Source organism: Bradyrhizobium sp. STM 3562 (genome assembly GCF_045571435.1).
Classification (GTDB): Bacteria; Pseudomonadota; Alphaproteobacteria; order Rhizobiales; family Xanthobacteraceae; genus Bradyrhizobium.
The window spans coordinates 5,988,947-6,003,837 of sequence record NZ_CP120694.1 but is presented as its reverse complement, the minus strand read 5'-3'; the positions used below and the strand labels follow the sequence as shown (position 1 = coordinate 6,003,837).

The following is a 14,891-nucleotide window of genomic DNA, read 5'->3' as shown; positions in this document are numbered from 1 at the left end:
GACATCAACGCCGGCACGCACGACGACCTCGCCAATGGCAATCTCGATCACTGCGCCTGCCACAGATGCCGCCACGCCCTCGCAACTCGAAGGGCCGCGAGCGATAATGCCGCTCGGCCCGAGCATCACGTCGCCAGGTGAACAGCTGCGACGGGTGAATGCCGATCCGGCGGGCGATCGCCGATACGCTGGCGCCAGGCTCCAGCGCCTCTGTCACAACTTGGGCTTTGAACTCGTCCGACCAACGTCGACGAAGCTGCCGCGGCGCTCCCTCAAGACGGTCGGCGACCGCTTCGATCATATGGAAGGTTCTAGTTCCAGAACTAGGCGCAGACATAGAAGCTCACATCGGCTTACAAACTCAGCAGCCCATAGCCGATCGCTCACCCAATCCGCCGGGTCTCCTTGCCGCTTACATAAAGCGCACCGTCAAACGGATCTGAGCCCGCATCGCGCACCAGCGCAACAAGCCCATCGATACCCTTGCGGAAATCGACTGGATGGCTGGCCAGGTACACCTTCACACCAGGGGGAATCGTGCCGAATGGACCGCCCCGGATGACCGCTACAAGTGGCCTCGTAGACGTCCACGCCGGCACGCACGACCTTGCCAATGGCAATCTCGATCACTGGAGCCTTGCCCGAAAACAGGTCCCCTATCGTCGTTTCCGGCTTCTTCGGTCGCGTGGTCCCCTCCCTGCGAACCACCGAATCATGCCGGGGCGATCGGAGGGAATCCCGTAAATCAAATTGCAGGCGTCGGTAGCGACCGACCTCCAAAGCTTGCAATCTCAAAATCTCTTTCGTCCGGAAAATCGACTCTCGCTCGATGGCTCGCCAATTCTTCACGCACGACGATTTAGCGTACCCGAACATCATGCGTTAGCTCGGATACTTATGGCTTCCATAGAACGGCTTCCGACAGAAATGGGGCTTTGCCGTACAAAGCACCTACCATCGAACGCCGCCCCGTCCTGTGGTCGCTCGGCACGACTTCTCGGCCGAGGTTATTTGTTCGTCTGTTTGAGATTATGACGCATCTTTTCGATACGGGCGAACTGTATCAGATAGCTCTGTCGTATCATGAAGATCAATGCTGCTTGAACCGAGCAATGATTAGCTCCGCAACCTGATGCGAGCGATCCACCCCAGAAACTAGCTTCGCGTCCCATAGCCCGCCAGGAAAACCAAGATCGAACTCAATGATATACGGATAAGCCATGTCCATCGCACCGAAATTGATCCCATGTGCCATCAGCTTTTGGCCAATCAACTCAGCAAGGGCCACTTCATTTGTATTGAGATCGACTTGGATCGCCCTTCCTCCTTGTGTTATATTTGATCTGTGATCACTTGGATGGCCTTGCCGGCCATGCCACGCAACAACCTTCCCACAAGTAACGACGATGCGCTTTTCGCCCTGCGCGACCTCCGGGATGAACTTCTGAAGAATTGCATAATCAGCTTTGAAGCCGCCTAGTCCGCCATAGTCCATCTCGCTTTGCGCGACAGTGTTTCCGGTAAGACATTGGAGGATTGCTCGAACGTTTGGTCCGTTCTGAGGAAGTAAGAAGACGTTTTGCCCGCAACCGGAATTTGGCGGCTTGGCCACCCACGACTGACTCGGGTCTTGCTGATAACGCTCCCATAGCGACGAGAAATCATTCGATACGTATGAGCAAGCTCGGTTCTCTCTTGGGACGAGATAGCCCATTGCATGCTTGCTATTTAGAAACACCAACCCTTCAATACTGTTGACAAAGCGCGTCTGCTGGGAAGCTAGCCACAGCATTCGCCAGACATCTCGGTACACGCGAGGCTGCGGCGAACCTAGGACCCAGATCAGTTGGCATTCGTCAAGAAGATATGACTGTCGAGCCCCAGCTGCGACGGAACCGGGAGAGTACGATTCAGTTACTAGCACTCCTCGTGTGAAATACCGGTAGTCATCTGCGGCAATAGTATTGATCTCTCCGAGAATCACTTCCCAACCGAGGCCACGGAATGCACTGCTAAGAGCTGCATCATTTTCACCTAAGCAATCGAGACTGTTTATGAGTATCAGCAGTCGCATCACGTTTCTCCTACATAGATTGCCAAGGGGCGATTAGCTGCACGTCAGAGCTTTGATAGGTCGAGAGCGGTATCCTCCCTTCGTTATGAAGTGGCACGGTCCAGGCGATCACGTCGACATCAGCGCTAATCGCGACGATCTGCGGCCGGTGTGAGGGTCGGGATCTAACTATAGCATCACTCAGCGTTGCAGCTCCCTACAGCAATCGCTGTGCCAGCCTTATCCTTATCGCGTAACATACTGATTATATTTTGAAAACTCGCTGTCCCGCGAAAAATCTGATCTGTTTTGAACCGGACATGACACTTGTCGTTGTTGAAAGGGGAACATGGACTGCAAGGAAGGTCCCTTGCCGTTGCAAAACACCGCCTCAACTCGAGCAGCCAGCCTGGCCGGACCGCCACGATTCTGCAGAGCGCCAAGCCGAATGACGCCGATCGGCACGCCGGCTTCACACAACGTCTCGAATTGTCGCGCGCGGCTCGGCGGATCCCTCAGCTTGAGGCTCTCTGCACGTTGGAACGCCCGCCGGCAGCGGCTGCCAGCACAGCGTGATCGATCTAGTCAAACATCTGTCGGCGGGTCTCAGCAGCGCATCAATCCTTTGGCCTCGATTTTGAAGCGCGCCAGGTGCTCGCGTTGCGCCAACCAGGAGAGCCGCTCGAGCTGGAAGGCTTTCTGAACGCGCGCGCTTCAGGGCGAGAGTTCGTGACACGACGATCACCTCGGCCTTGCAGGTGCGTTCTGCACCCTTAATACCTGAAGTTCCTCAGGAATCCGACTATGTGCCGTACAACTTGACCTTCGCCTCAAAGACCCGCACCGGTTTGATCTGTCTTTTTGCTCCATGTCGATCAAGACAGTATATCCGATGGCGGAATGGAGCCGAGTTCGATTTACAAGCCCTCGATGACCGCTAAGACATCACGCTGGGCCTAGGGTGTTGTATTGGCGATGATGGACGAGCCCGGCCATCAGGATATGGAAGAAGCTCTCCATAGGGCATTGTCGTAGCACTTGTTTTGCGGCTCATTGATGCGGCGATACCGGCGGCCGACAGGGCCGTGCGACGGTGCGGCGACGCGTACTGCATCCGGGATTGGAGAGATGAATCAATCTTACCTTTGGGCATTGCTGCTGGGCTACCATCGTCAAGGCGGACAAGACGAGTTCAAGCTAGCGTCCCGAACTAGAAGTTTGCAACATCGGGTGGGGTTACTGGAACATGTAAACGCAAAGCGCTCGGTGGAAGCAACGATGTCATCGGCGGATTTGGTCCACCGGAAGGGCTGGCGCTCGGCCTTGTCGTTCGATGGAGGAGGCAATGTCGGCCCTCAGGCCGGGTACGCTGCGGTAGATTCCGGGCCTGATCTTCTTGTCGGTGATGAGCGCAAAAAAATGCTCGACCCGGAGTTCCGCTCATTGCTCAACCTTGGGCAAGCAAGTCGCTGGAGAGCCATCGGAGACCCCATCCATCCTTCAACCGACCAGATCAGCGACCACTCGACCCTAGAAGCTCCGCGGCCCGCCGCTTGTGCTCATCGATAAACTCGAGATCGCATCTCGCGATGCGCAGAAGATCAATAGCCTGGAATAAGATGCGTTTGATGTCGACTGCCGTCCTGGCTAGAGAGTTGGTTAGCCGGCCTCTGGCCGCGCATCGCCGAGGGCCTGATTTCCCGCCGGAAGGCGTCAGCCGGTGAGTTTAGCGGCCGAATTTTGCGCCCCAGCCCACCGCATGAGTTCGTTGATGCGAGCGGCGGGCCAGCACTCGGAGAGATAGGCCTGCGGATCGACGCCTGTTAGCTTGCGGGTCTCGATGAGCAAGCAATGCGGGCCCAGTTCTCTGCTCTGTGATCGTCGCCGGCGACGAGCGCGCTCGACGACGTTGGTATCGAGCTCGATGCGGCTATCGTCCGGAAAGCGGGTCAGCCCATCCCAGTGGTTCAGGCCCTAAGGGATCTCCTCAGCGATTTTCGCCTTAGCGGAGACGTACGCAAGCTGTTGTTTGAGCCAGATTTTGAGCGATGGCACCAGCGACTTGCTCTGGTCCTGGCGCACGCGGCGCCCGGCGGATCGTCTTCTCAATTGCATAGAGCGCCGCAATCCGCTCCAGCGCTTCGCTCGCGATCGGCGCGTCGTCCCCTGGCGCTGTCGTAGAACTGGCGGCGCAGATGCGTCCTGCAGACGGCGAGTGTAACGGCCTGGCCCCCCGGGGTGGCAGCAATCTTCTTGTAGGCGGCGTAGTCGTCGCACTGCGAGATGCCGGATAGCCCTCGAGCAGCTTGAGCCCGTGAACCGCGCCGTGCCGGGGGCAAAAGCGATCGCCGGCGGATCGATCCCACGCCGGGGGCGATCGTCACGGGCAACCGCCCAAAAGCAGCCCTGCTTGGTGCTGCCACGGCCGGAATCGAGCATGGGTGCAATCGTCTCATCGACCGTCACCTTGGCGGAGGCCAGGATGAGCTGGCGCAAGCGAAGATAGACAGCCTTAAGCTCGGCGGCGGTATAGCGACCCAGAACGCCAGTATGGCCCGCTTGATGTCGAGACCCTGCGCGACCAGCATCTGGGCTCGCCAATAGAGCGGCAACTGCCAGCAGGGAAGCCACCATCGCTTCCATCCGCAGCCTACCCTTGATCAGCCGCGCGGGCGCCGGCCCGTTGCACCGCCTGCTCACAAGCCCTGCAGGCGTATTTGACACGGTGCGTCACCAGGACTCGGAACTGCGCCGGGATCACATCCAACCGCTGCGAAGTCTCCTCGCCGATCGCATGCATTGGCACCTGACAGCAGGGGCAGCCGGTGTCTTCCGGCTCGCTCGTCAAATGGACGCGCGGCAAATGAGCGTAAGCGGCACGAGCCCCCCACCTGGGCATCGCGCGATTGGGCTGCGATACAGCTAGGCATGAACTGTTTTTTGGAGGTGGGCTATGGCAGATGCCATGCATGAAGCCATGCTTGATGCCAGGCATGAAGGCGGCTCCTATCGTCGTGTCGAGGTGATCACGGGTCAGCGCCGGCGGCGGCATTGGACAGCGGAGGAGAAGGCCCGGATCGTTGCCGAGAGCTTCGAGGCGGGTGCCAACATTTCCGAGGTGGCGCGACGCCATGGCGTGGTGCGCGGGTTGTTGACGACGTGGCGTCGGCAATTTGCCTCGTCCGGCGCCAAGCTGCCGAGTTTCGTGCCGTTGCGGATCGAGGCGGAGCACAGCGTCGGACCTTCAGGCGAGCCCGGCAGTGTCGGACCTGCGCCGGTCTCGACACGGCCGCAAATCGTGCCGCGACCAGACACTGCTGGTGCGATCGAGATCGAGGTGAACGGGGCACGCATCCGGGTCGAGCCGGGAGCGGATGCTGTGACGCTTTGCACGGTGCTGTCGGTGCTCAGAGACGGTCGATGATCGCGCTGCGGCCCGACCTCAAGGTCGTGGTGGCGGCACAGCCGGTCGACTTCCGCAAATCGGTGCACACCCTGTCGGCGCTGGTGAGCGAAGCGCTACGCGCGAACCCGTATTGCGGCGATGTTTTCGTATTCCGCAGCAAACGCGCAGACAGAGTGAAGCTTCTGGCGTGGGATGGCAGCGGCATGGTGCTGGTGACGAAGTGGCTGCAGCAAGGGAGTTTCACTTGGCCGCCAATCCGCGACGGCGTCGTGCATCTGAGCGCAACCCAACTCGCGATGCTGCTTGACGGACTCGACTGGACGCGGGTCTCGCCAAAGCCTGTGAGGCAACCGGCTGTTGTCGGCTGAGGATTTGGCTGGAACCCTTGGCGCGTGCATGTATGTCTTTGACCATGTCGATTCGTCCCGACACTCTCCCGACCGATCCGGCGGCTCTCACCGAGATGGTGCTCGCGCTCGACGCCGAGAACGAGAAGCTGCGCCTGGCTATGCAGACGCTGAAGGAGATGATCTTCGGCAAACGCTCGGAGCGGCTTGCGGTGATCGTGGCCGAGCAGCTCGCGCTCGAGCTGGACGATCTCGCCTCCGACGTCACGTTGCCTGTACCAGCCAACGACGACGCTCCCGCAGCGCAGTCATTGGGCAAGCCGCGCAAGAAAGCACGCCGTAACATCGGCGCGCTGCCCAAACACCTGCCGCGCTGCGAGCAGGTGATCGAGCCGGACACGACGGCATGCCCGTGCTGCCGGGGCCTTCTGCACCGGATCGGCGAGGACGTCAGCGAGGTGCTGGACGTGATCCCGGCGATCCTGCGCGTGCTGCGCACGATCCGACCCAAATATGCCTGCCGCGGCTGCACCGACGGCGTGGTCCAGGCGAAGGTGCAACCGCGCCTGATCGAGGGCGGCATGGCCTCGACGACCCTCGTGGCCCATGTGGTGGTCTCGAAGTTCGCCTGGTATCTGCCGCTCTACCGCCAGGTGCAGATCCTGGCCGGCCACGGCATCCAGCTCGATCGCGCGACGCTCGCCGGCTGGGTGAAGCGTGCGGCATGGTGGCTCAAAAGCCTCTATGAGCTTCAGCTGCGGACAATCCAGGCTTCGCCGCGGCTGTTCTGCGACGAGACACCGATGCCGGTTCTCGATCCCGGACGGCATCGTCCCCGGACCTGCCAATTCTGGGCGCATGCGACGGATGATCGACCATGGGGCGGTCCGTCGCCGCCGGCGGTCGCCTACGTGTTCGCCGGCGGCCGCGGCACCAACGAGATCGCCGGGCAGCTGACTGACTTCTCCGGCATCCTGCAGGTGGACGGCTATGCCGCCTACAAGGCGCTTGCGCGCGGTCATGGCGGCACGATCCGGCTGGCTTTCTGCCTCGCCCATGCCCGACGCAAATTCGTCGAGGTGTACAAGACGACGCAGTCACCGTTCGCTCACGAAGTGATCGAGCGCCTGCAAGCGGTCTACGCCATCGAGGCCGAGATCCGCGGCTCGAGCGCCGAGCAGCGGCTTGCGGCCCGCCGTACCAGGACCGCACCGCTGATGGAGGCGCTCAAGGCGCGACTGAGCTCGATGCTCGATCAGCTGTTCTCGCAGTCGCCGCTCGCCGGGGCCATCAACTATACGCTCAATCACTGGGACGGCCTGACGCTGTTCCTCGACGACGGGCGCGTCGAGGTCGATACCAACACGGTCGAGCGTTCGATGCGCCCGATTGCAATGGGTCGCCGCAACTCATTGTTCAGCGGCAGCGAGGGCGGCGCCGAGAGCTGGGCCATCCTGGCATCGCTGGTCAACACGGCAAAGCTCCACGAGCTCGATCCGCAGGCCTATCTGGCCGATGTGCTGGAGCGCATCGTTTCCGGCCGGACCAGGAGCCATCAGTTGCACGAGCTTCTGGCCTGGAACTGGAAGGCTACCCGTGAGCTCAACGCACCGGTGGCCGCATGAGCCGCCGCCGCCGTTCGTCATCATCCTCGTCATCCTCGATGGCGATAGCCGCGATGCCGCTCGACGAGCTCGAGCGCTGGCTGCGGGCTCGCGCCGAGCGGCATCCCACGGCCACCAGTCTCCCCGTGCTCGACGGTTACATCGCCGCAATTGTGGCCGGACCGGTGTCGATGAGGCCGCCAGACTGGATCTGCCCGCTACTCGCCATCGACACCGACGCATTCAACCACGGCGGCACGCCAGAGTTCGCCGCGATTTCCGCCGTCGCGCTGCGTCACAACGAGATCGGCAACACCCTTTCGACCGCCCCACACCGGCTCACGCCGATCCATGCACGCAAGCCGAATGGCGATGTCGACGCGCGGCCGTGGTGCCGCGGATTCCATGCCGCCATGCGGCTGAGACTATCGGCCTGGGCGCCACTACTAGACATCGGCAATATCAATCACGGCCTGCTCCTGCCCATCCTGCTGCATTGCGTCGACGAGCAGGGGCGCCCGCTGCTTGGGCCTCCGAGAGCGGGCCGCGATACCGAAGAATTCCTGCGCAACGCCCATGCCGACATCCCAACTGTCGTCGAGGCCATGCGCCAGTACTGGATGCCTACCCGCTACCCTCGCGCGCGCTGATCGCCACAGACGTGGAAGCTCATACCGGTTACAAATGAGCGGGAAGCGCGCTGCGGCTGGCGTACGCTTTGCTGCGCGAGCAGTCGCCTGGATCGGATCTCTCTTATCGTGGTCGGTTTCGATGGCGGCAAAGGCCTGCTCAATGTCCTCAAACGCCAGATCCAGCTGATCGGATCGAGCTTCTCTGAGTTGCGGCCGAATTGGGCGCGCTGTAATCGGTGTAGCAGATGCTGGAGTCGGTGATTTTGCGACTGCAGGTGATCGCGTCGGCCCATGCGGCATCGCGCTCCGCACGCGCCCGCGCAAGCGGCGCCCGCAGCAGGTCAATAACGGTCGAGGGTCCTCTCGCTCACGCCCGTCACGGAATCAGATTCGCGCGCCGTTGTGGCGCGATCTGCAGCCTGAGGTCACAGCCTCACGACCTCGCCCGTCTGGCGAGAAATGTCCGCAGCATGGAGCTGCCCCCAGTCCAAGCCGTCGACCAGCGCGACAAGCGAGAGGCTGAGAGCCGCGGCTCACCGAGGTAGGATTCTTCATCGCGGCAGGATTCTTCCAATCCCGAAAGCTCTGGCCTTCCGAAGCGCCAAGTCTGCCAGCGCCAAGTCTGCGATAGCGACACCCCGAAAGCCAAAGAAGGCCTTGGTTGAGGCCACACGCGGCGGTGGCCGGTAAGCAAGATGCACCAGATCATCCTGAAATCGTATGGATTTGACGTATCGATCTGACGCATCCACCGGTGACGAGGATTGCTCCAATGCATCGGTGACAAATATGTCGAAGGCGGTGAGCGTTTCGGGTCGCCAACTTCTACCCCCATCCACGGCCGACACGAAGGACGAAACTGGCAACAGTCGAGCGTCCAGAAACGATTTCAATCCCGGCGAACTCGGAACCATGGTGATCACGATCTCGCTCTCACTCAACAACGCATCGGGATCTTCAGTAATGACCGGATCGAGTTGCTTTTCCGATGCTGCAGTTGCGGCCCTCTGAGCAGAGAGGATACTCCGACTTAAGAGATGGATTCTGCGAAGCGAAGGAAACAGATCGACAAACGCATCAATGTGGCTAAGCGCCTGCAACCCGCAGCCGATCAAGCCAATAGTCGTGGGTGCCTGAGGCGCGAGAAAGAAAGCTGCGGCCGCTGAAGTCGCAGCCGTCCTCATCAGTGTGAGTGAGTTTCCATCGACAATGGCTATAGGCACGCCCGTCTTGTAATCACTCACACAAATCAGCGCGTTAACTGTCGGCCTCTCGGGATTTCCCTCGACCGGAATAGCGGCCACCCATTTCATTATCGCGAGGCTCTTGGTCTCAGACGCCGAACTCATTGAGCTGAACCAGGAACTTGGACCGATGGTGATCGTCGATTTCGGTAAACAGATGTTACGGCCGGCCGCATTCTCACGAAAGCTAGCAAGAATTGCCTCTCGCGCCTCTCGGGGTGAAATTTTGACCTCTTTGACATGAGCACTCGACAAGTAGAGCAGTTCAGCCGACATTCGGTGGTACTCTCGTATGTGTGACTGCCCGGTGGAATCCCGGGCACAAACAATACGAGCCCAAGATCGGATGTGGCGGGTCTTCTCTGGGACTAAAACAGTCTCCCTTTGCGAGCGAACATAGCCGATGGCGAAAAATCCTGATGCTACCAAAGAAGATAGCTAACATGCGCGTGCCTTACTGTACCGGCTTAGGATGTAAAGTCCGGACCAGGATCTACGGCGATGCTGATGCAAAATCGAGCCTAGGCCCAAGTCCTCGATCTGATTGCGGCGGGAGTTAGCAACAAGGCACTCGCTATAGAACGACACCTGAAACAACGGAAATCATTGAGATATGCCCGCGAGTTGTGGTCATTGTCGAGTAGCTCGGCCATTCGGCTTCGCCCTTACAGATCCGGCCGTGCGGCTTTTCCCGCACCGGCTCTTGCCGACGGTAATCTGCGTCATATCCGCGCCTGCGCCCCAGTTCGAATGATGCGTGGAGTCGGCAGGCAGAAGCGTGCGTTCAGCATCTCGAACTCCGGTCAGCCCACACGCCGACTTTTCTGGCTGCGTCGTCTAACACAACGGGCCAGATCCGACCTACTCCAAGTAGAGGTCGTTGAGAGCTGGATAGCTGTGCGGCCGGCCACGTAGTGCGTTAGCACGAGGGATCATTTGCTGAATCACAAGATCAGGCAAGATCATTACAGATCACAACATCGAGCCAAATTCTGCACTGAGACCAGCGCTGGAACGCTCCAGTCACTCGGTTTGGTATATGGCACCTCTGAATAGGGTACCCCATTCCGAACGGCTGTCCCGAAACTTCGGTCGTTACTTTGGTCGGATGTCGATCTGGGCCCTTTGAATAGCGGCCCTTATGTCGGAGACAACGAGCGGCAGTTTCGGAGCGAGCTGTTGATTGTTTTGTTTGATGAACCGGAGAAACTCTTGGTGGTACATGCTCACATAATTGAGATCTCCGACTGCGGCATTCGAAAATACTGGAATTGATGACAGATCCAGTATGGTACGTGGCTTCAACCGTAAAAGGGCTCCCTGAAGAGTGGCTTGATATTCGTCATTCACATCGCCGGTTGCGACAACAACGACCGACCGTGGTTCGGGTGCGTAACCAATCTCGTTCGGACGCAGGAGCGCGGGCTTCATATCAGCGGAGGAGCGAAGGCGTTTTCGAAGGTTCTTGGGGTTCCGCGTCACGATCACTGTGGAGCTGAAATGCTTTCCGAGGCCGCTCCTGATGAGCCCGCGACCGAGCATACCCGCCCCGATGATGTAAAGACAGTCGCCTGACTCTCCACTCGGAAATCGATCAGCTACAATGTCTCGGACGATCTGATCGTAATTGAATGATGCGATGAACTGCTGCCGCTCGCGTACGACACGACCCGCATCAATTGCCCAGCGTGCGATTTGGAAGATCGGAATATCTGGACTCAGAGATTCGGTAGCCTTCGCGAGCTGCTGGCTAATGTAGCTCTCACCTAGGATCTGGGAATGAGCGCCGGACGCAATCTCGGCGAGACGTTGAGTAATTGCCCCCGCACCTTCTACGCGCTCGCATGAAAAACCAGAAAATACCGTCCTACTGACATCTCTGACTGCTCTCTCTTCACCGTAGATCTCAACTCTTGCACAGGTTGCCACGAGCAGGCATCCAGATCTCCCAAAATCGCGCGCTAATGGCTTAATCTTCTCTGAAAGCTGCGCGATCCCGAGAGGCCCAGTCATTTGGTGATCAGTATAGAGGCCAAGGAGCTCATTCATCATTTCCTCCTGGAGTCGATTGAAGCTCAAGACGCGCCGGAACTCCACTCGAGTTCTTGGAGTCTTCCTCCGAGCCTTGCCTCGCCCCCAGGTGGGGGACGGTATTTTCGCCTTTCAAGATCGGGCAGATGGAGTGCGATTTAAGGACGCAGCCGATGGTGAGGGTCTTCTCCTCAAAGCCGACAATGGCAGCCATCATCTTGGGTCGCCTTCGTTTGAGTTATCGGGCGGCGTAATATCAGTCGGCAACTCCTGCCGCCCTACAACGAGGGGTCTCCAAAAAATATGCCAAACCGCGGAGCAGAACAGGCCGGGAGTCGTTTTCGCATATCAATCAATAACCTAAAGGAGCGAGCGGCAAGGACGCCGGGCCGACCAGCACCGCGTTGCGGAGTCGACAAAGTCGACACTTCGTAGGATTCCTGGCGTTTTCCCTGGACTGGCAGACTGGGTAGTCACAGGCTAGCCATGCTCAAGCGGCACTCAACCGCCGGACCTTGTCTGCTGTCGGACGATGTTGAGTATGCGACATTGCGATAGGGAAATCCATCTTTCCGCTTTGGTGAGCAGCACGCCCGTAAGGCGTGGGAGATCTCCAATCGAGGAGTGCTGAGCGCTGAGCGTTGCCATGGATGGATTCACCGCCGAGTTCTGAACAGCGAAGACGCTGGCTTTACCTCGGGCACTTCTGTGCCTAAGCGATGCTTGCACCGCCGCGCGCCGCATCACCAGTTCGATCTTCCAAAAAGGATAGTTACCGTGGCCGTACAAAGTACAGCTAGCAGCACCGGCGATGTCTATACGCTCACCAAGGCCGAGCGTGCGCGCCTCTATATGTTGACCGTTGACCGCGTGGCGACAGCCGTCGCCGATTCGCGTATCCATGATGTACTGGAAGTGTGTCAGTCAACGGGCGCGGCGGGCTGCGCGGGCGGCACGATGCCTCCACCTGCCTACGTGACATCGTGGCCTTTCTTCGAGTATAGCTCCTGTAGGACCGCGCTGCCGCTGATGCTCAACAATAGCCCGCGTGGTGCGGGCATGGACATGCCCCGCGCTCTTGTGGAGCAGCTCTCCACCCCGCCAGATATAGTTGCCATAAAGCATAGCCCCGGCGTCACCATTCAGGTAGGTGAGCTCGTGCAGCGCGTGGGTGACAGACTTCGTGTCTTCGTCGGGTACGAGAACACGATCGTTCCCGCCCCTGCCGCTGGCGCCCATGGCGTCGTTGCTATGCCACACCAAATCGCCGATTCCTTAATCTCGACTGGGACAAGGCGCTCACTACGATAATCCGTGACTAAGGCCTGTTTACAGTCAGCGGCTTGCGAGGAAGCTGGCGACGAGATTGAGAAGGCCGGCAAAGCTGGCATCGGTTTTTTCGTAGCGAGTTGCGATGCGCCGGAATGCCTTGAGGGAACAGAAGAGGTTCTCGACGAGATGGCGCCATTTGTACATTTCGGCGTCATGAGGGATGCGCCCGGCGCGGTCGGCCTTGGACGGGATGACTGCGGCGGCACCACGTTCGTTGAGGTTGGCGCGTAGCCAGTTGATGTCGAAGGCCTTATCGCCGATCAGCGCCGCAAAATCGAGACCGGTGATCAATGGCTCGACGCCAATGCTGTCGTGGCGCTGGCCGGGCAACAGCACGAAGCGAATGAGATTGCCGAGGGCGTCGACCAGGGCCATGATTTTGGTGGTGAGGCCCCCACGTGAGCGGCCTATGGCCTGATTTTGAGTCCCCCTTTTGCGCCGGTGCCGTGCTGGTGGACCCGGATGAGCGGGCCATCGATGAGGACATATTCGAAATCAGGATCCTCGCAGAGCGCCTTGAAAACCCGCTCCCAGACCCCCTTCTGCGCCCAGCGCCAGAAGCGCGTATAGACGGTGAACCACTTGCCGAACGCTTCCGGCAAATCGCGCCACGGCGAGCCCGTGCGCGCAATCCAAAGCACCGCTTCGATAAAGAGCCGGTTGTCACGTCCACTGCTGCCCGGGTCGCCGGCTTTGCCCGATAACTCCGGCGCGATCCGATCCCACTGGCTGTCGCTCAACATCAATCGAATCAAGGCTGATCTCCATTGTCAGCCTTGAATCAATTTTCTGCCGATTTGAGAATCCCTGACTGTAAACAAGCCTTAGTCTCTTTCCCCGCCCTCCTTGATCCGGCATGAAATCAGGGTTCTTAACGAACTGCCACGCAGCGTCGGAACCGCGACGGTGCCTTCCTTGCATAAAAACGTTCCGTTTCCGCTTGAGTGCAGTGGCGCATTCACCCATTAGGCACAGCTATGTGACGGAAAGGACGCCAAGCAGGTGGCATGCAAGCATATCGCGCAGGATGTGAAGTACATCAGCGACTTCTACAACATCTTCTACTGCCGCCCACTATCAAGGTTGATCTCGCGGATCACGGGATTCAACCGCATGTTGCCTCTCCTTAAGCCCTGGCCCAGCGAGTAAGACCAGCCTGGGCGATGATCTTCGCAATGGCCGCTTTCTGTTCGTCTGCCAACGGCAGCAGCGGCAGGCGCGGGCCACCGGCATCCCCACCAAGTTGGCTCATGGTCTCTTTAATAGCCGCGTAATAGGATCCGGACTGGAAGCAACGATAGAAGGCAAACACGTCGCGGCCGAGATCATCCAAGGTCTTCTCGTTACCCAGAGCCTTGTCCCAGTAGTCGCGGATCAACGGCCCGGCGATTTGATGCGCCATGGCGACGACCCCATGAGCGCCAACGGCGCGGGCTGGCACGATCATGGTCTCGTAACCGATGAAGACACGAATTCTGTTCCCGACACGCTGCACAAGCTCTGTCACTTGAGTGATGACGCCGGAGCTATCCTTAATAGCGACCACGGCTGGCAGGGCCGACAGCTGCTCAACAAGAGCTGGGGTGATGTCGATGCCCGCGCGACGCGGGCTGTTGTAGAGCATCAGCGGCAGCGACGTGCTCCGTGAGATATACTCAAAGAAGGCAACGATCTCACGCGCGCTCGGCATGGCGTAGATGGGTGGAAGTATCATGCCGCCCGCGCAGCCGGCCGCAAGGGCCGTCTTACACGCTTCCAGCACATCCTCGACACGCAGGTCGGCGACGCCTGCCAGGACGGGCACGCGGCCGGCAACGTGATCGACCGTCAACTTATAGAGGCGCGCACGCTCAGCCTTGGAGAGGGCATAGAATTCGCCGGTGCTGCCAGCCGTCACGACGCCTTGCGCGCCGTTGGCAATGGCGTCCTCAATGAGCGCCTTGTACCGAGACTCATTGATGAAGCCATCGGCTCCGAATGGAGTGACGAGAACGGCGAAGATACCGCCCCAGTTGGTATCAGTCATGACCTATTATCCTTGTTGGGAGACGTGGGTTAGAGGTGCGGCGGCCGGCGCAGCGAGCGGACCGAGAAGACGAGCCTGCAAGGTGCGGGCCAGCTGGCGCGCGGGCCGGGCGGCTTGAGCCGCGCGCCAGCCGGCGCAGTGCGCGCCAAATGACGCCGGGACGAGCCATGGGAAAGCCGATCCCGCATTGCATTTGGCGCCATTAACGCACGAGCA

At 59.5% G+C, this 14,891-nt stretch carries 14 protein-coding genes and 3 pseudogenes; 5 read left to right on the top strand and 12 right to left on the bottom strand.

Annotated features, from left to right (window positions below):
* Positions 1-4 precede the first annotated feature (4 nt).
* The 5 genes and pseudogenes from P6U23_RS27825 to P6U23_RS27805 form a co-directional block, all read right to left on the bottom strand.
* Positions 5-301 carry a transposase gene (locus P6U23_RS27825; RefSeq protein ID WP_407175642.1) on the bottom strand — a complete coding sequence of 99 codons (297 nt, stop codon included), beginning with the start codon at positions 299-301 and terminating at the stop codon, positions 5-7.
* 82 nt (positions 302-383) lie between these two features.
* Entirely contained in the window at positions 384-518 is a 135-nt protein-coding gene (gene tnpB, locus P6U23_RS27820) for an IS66 family insertion sequence element accessory protein TnpB (protein WP_407181605.1), read from the bottom strand.
* A gap of 572 nt (positions 519-1,090) precedes the next feature.
* Entirely contained in the window at positions 1,091-2,074 is a 984-nt protein-coding gene (locus P6U23_RS27815; RefSeq protein ID WP_407175641.1) for a RimK family alpha-L-glutamate ligase, read from the bottom strand.
* A 2,084-nt stretch (positions 2,075-4,158) separates the two neighbouring features.
* Positions 4,159-4,687 (bottom strand): annotated as a pseudogene (locus tag P6U23_RS27810) (transposase).
* Between the two features lie 16 nt (positions 4,688-4,703).
* Positions 4,704-4,853, bottom strand: coding sequence for an IS66 family transposase zinc-finger binding domain-containing protein (locus tag P6U23_RS27805; protein WP_407175640.1), 150 nt, complete (start codon positions 4,851-4,853; stop codon positions 4,704-4,706).
* Between the two features lie 153 nt (positions 4,854-5,006).
* Between P6U23_RS27805 and tnpA the strand changes: the two genes are divergently transcribed.
* Genes tnpA through P6U23_RS27785 form a run of 4 tightly spaced genes read left to right on the top strand, consistent with a single transcriptional unit; the run spans position 5,007 to position 8,060 of the window.
* A complete protein-coding gene (tnpA, locus tag P6U23_RS27800; RefSeq protein ID WP_407175639.1) occupies positions 5,007-5,477 on the top strand; it encodes an IS66-like element accessory protein TnpA in 471 nt (156 codons plus the stop codon).
* On the top strand, positions 5,474-5,827 hold the full coding sequence (gene tnpB, locus P6U23_RS27795) for an IS66 family insertion sequence element accessory protein TnpB (protein WP_407175638.1): 354 nt from the start codon (positions 5,474-5,476) through the stop codon (positions 5,825-5,827). The genes tnpA and tnpB (P6U23_RS27795) overlap by 4 nt, the downstream gene beginning before the upstream one ends.
* Positions 5,828-5,871: 44 nt before the next feature.
* Positions 5,872-7,431 carry an IS66 family transposase gene (gene tnpC / locus P6U23_RS27790; RefSeq protein ID WP_407175637.1) on the top strand — a complete coding sequence of 520 codons (1,560 nt, stop codon included), beginning with the start codon at positions 5,872-5,874 and terminating at the stop codon, positions 7,429-7,431.
* Positions 7,432-7,484: 53 nt separating this feature from the next.
* On the top strand, positions 7,485-8,060 hold the full coding sequence (locus P6U23_RS27785; RefSeq protein WP_407175636.1) for a UPF0149 family protein: 576 nt from the start codon (positions 7,485-7,487) through the stop codon (positions 8,058-8,060).
* 31 nt (positions 8,061-8,091) lie between these two features.
* Here the strand turns inward: P6U23_RS27785 and P6U23_RS27780 are convergent.
* The 5 genes and pseudogenes from P6U23_RS27780 to P6U23_RS27760 all read right to left on the bottom strand — a co-directional run.
* Positions 8,092-8,388, bottom strand: a pseudogene (locus tag P6U23_RS27780) (transposase); the annotation flags it as partial.
* Positions 8,389-8,593: 205 nt separating this feature from the next.
* Positions 8,594-9,562 carry a hypothetical protein gene (locus tag P6U23_RS27775; RefSeq protein ID WP_407175635.1) on the bottom strand — a complete coding sequence of 323 codons (969 nt, stop codon included), beginning with the start codon at positions 9,560-9,562 and terminating at the stop codon, positions 8,594-8,596.
* Positions 9,563-10,381: 819 nt separating this feature from the next.
* Positions 10,382-11,338: a hypothetical protein gene (locus P6U23_RS27770; protein ID WP_407175634.1), complete on the bottom strand. Its 957-nt coding sequence runs from the start codon at positions 11,336-11,338 to the stop codon at positions 10,382-10,384.
* Positions 11,328-11,534 carry a hypothetical protein gene (locus P6U23_RS27765; RefSeq protein WP_407175633.1) on the bottom strand — a complete coding sequence of 69 codons (207 nt, stop codon included), beginning with the start codon at positions 11,532-11,534 and terminating at the stop codon, positions 11,328-11,330. The genes P6U23_RS27770 and P6U23_RS27765 overlap by 11 nt, the downstream gene beginning before the upstream one ends.
* A gap of 284 nt (positions 11,535-11,818) precedes the next feature.
* A complete protein-coding gene (locus P6U23_RS27760) occupies positions 11,819-12,220 on the bottom strand; it encodes a hypothetical protein (RefSeq protein WP_407181785.1) in 402 nt (133 codons plus the stop codon).
* On the opposite strand from P6U23_RS27760, the pseudogene P6U23_RS27755 reads away from it, so the two are divergent.
* Positions 12,113-12,598: pseudogene (locus P6U23_RS27755) on the top strand (dihydrodipicolinate synthase family protein); the annotation flags it as partial. The gene P6U23_RS27760 and the pseudogene P6U23_RS27755 overlap by 108 nt on opposite strands.
* 54 nt (positions 12,599-12,652) lie before the next feature.
* On the opposite strand, the gene P6U23_RS27750 reads toward P6U23_RS27755, so the two are convergent.
* A protein-coding gene (locus tag P6U23_RS27750; protein ID WP_407181604.1) for an IS5 family transposase occupies positions 12,653-13,392 on the bottom strand; the annotation gives its coding sequence in 2 pieces (ribosomal slippage) (positions 12,653-13,074 and positions 13,074-13,392; 741 coding nt in all).
* Between the two features lie 383 nt (positions 13,393-13,775).
* Positions 13,776-14,675: a dihydrodipicolinate synthase family protein gene (locus P6U23_RS27745; protein ID WP_407175632.1), complete on the bottom strand. Its 900-nt coding sequence runs from the start codon at positions 14,673-14,675 to the stop codon at positions 13,776-13,778.
* Positions 14,676-14,891: the final 216 nt, after the last annotated feature.